The following is a 427-nucleotide window of genomic DNA, read 5'->3' on the forward strand; positions in this document are numbered from 1 at the left end:
TCGTGGAAGGTTTCCTTTGCTTTCTTTTCACCATTAAAAACCTTAACAATATGGTGTCCAGAATAAATTTCTTCAATATGCCCATTCAGCTTCCCAAGCTCTTTTTGCTGCTCTGCAAAATAGATCTGAGATTTGGAGATGATGAAAGTCATAAAAGCAAAGCCTATAATTGTTGAAAGAATAGCAGATATGGCCATAATCCAATTGGTGTAGAACATCATGATGAGTGAACCAACGAATATGGTAATAGCTGTAACAAGCGTTCCTAGGCTTTGATTCATTGTCTGACCAATTAAATCAATATCATTCGTAACCCGGCTTAGTACATCCCCGGTACTAGTAGAATCAAAGTATTTTAAAGGCAGGCGGTTGATTTTTGTTGAAATATCCGTTCGTAATTTCTTTGAAACCCGCTGCGTGACCGTTG

The 427-nt window shown here is 37.9% G+C and carries 1 protein-coding gene; it reads right to left on the reverse strand.

What is annotated here, in order from left to right:
- On the reverse strand, positions 1-427 hold a 427-nt coding region (locus tag C9J29_RS24040), incomplete at both ends, for an ABC transporter permease (protein WP_170110048.1).

This window comes from Lysinibacillus fusiformis, from assembly GCF_003049525.1.
GTDB lineage: Bacteria > Bacillota > Bacilli > Bacillales_A > Planococcaceae > Lysinibacillus > Lysinibacillus fusiformis.